Below are 330 nucleotides of genomic sequence, written 5' to 3'. Positions count from 1 at the left end.
AAATCCCGTAGTAGCCACCATTCCTAATTGTTTTCGACTTTAAGTTTAAAGCAATCAGGAATAGATGCGGTCGTGGCGGAATTGGTAGACGCACCAGATTTAGGTTCTGGCGCCGTAAGGTGTGAGAGTTCAAGTCTCTCCGACCGCACCATCATTTAAATAACTTTGATGAAGTTATTGCTGTAGGTCTATCGCCAAGCGGTAAGGCACCGGCTTTTGATGCCGGCATTCCCTGGTTCGAATCCAGGTAGACCTGCCACTATTTAAACATGTTGATTCATCAGCATGACAACGTTACTAAGATAACCAATGTCTTTTTAACTATAAAAG

Annotated in this window: 2 tRNA genes; both read left to right on the top strand. The window is 43.3% G+C overall.

Annotated features, from left to right (window positions below):
- Positions 1-66 precede the first annotated feature (66 nt).
- A tRNA-Leu gene (locus RH85_RS10750) sits at positions 67-151 on the top strand.
- 33 nt (positions 152-184) lie between these two features.
- Positions 185-259: transfer RNA gene (locus RH85_RS10745), tRNA-Gln, on the top strand.
- Positions 260-330: the final 71 nt, after the last annotated feature.

The sequence above is a fragment of the Vibrio ichthyoenteri ATCC 700023 genome, from assembly GCF_000222605.1.
Taxonomy (GTDB): Bacteria; Pseudomonadota; Gammaproteobacteria; order Enterobacterales; family Vibrionaceae; genus Vibrio; species Vibrio ichthyoenteri.
Note: the sequence above shows the minus strand (reverse complement) of the source record. Positions and strands in the feature narration are given on the sequence as shown.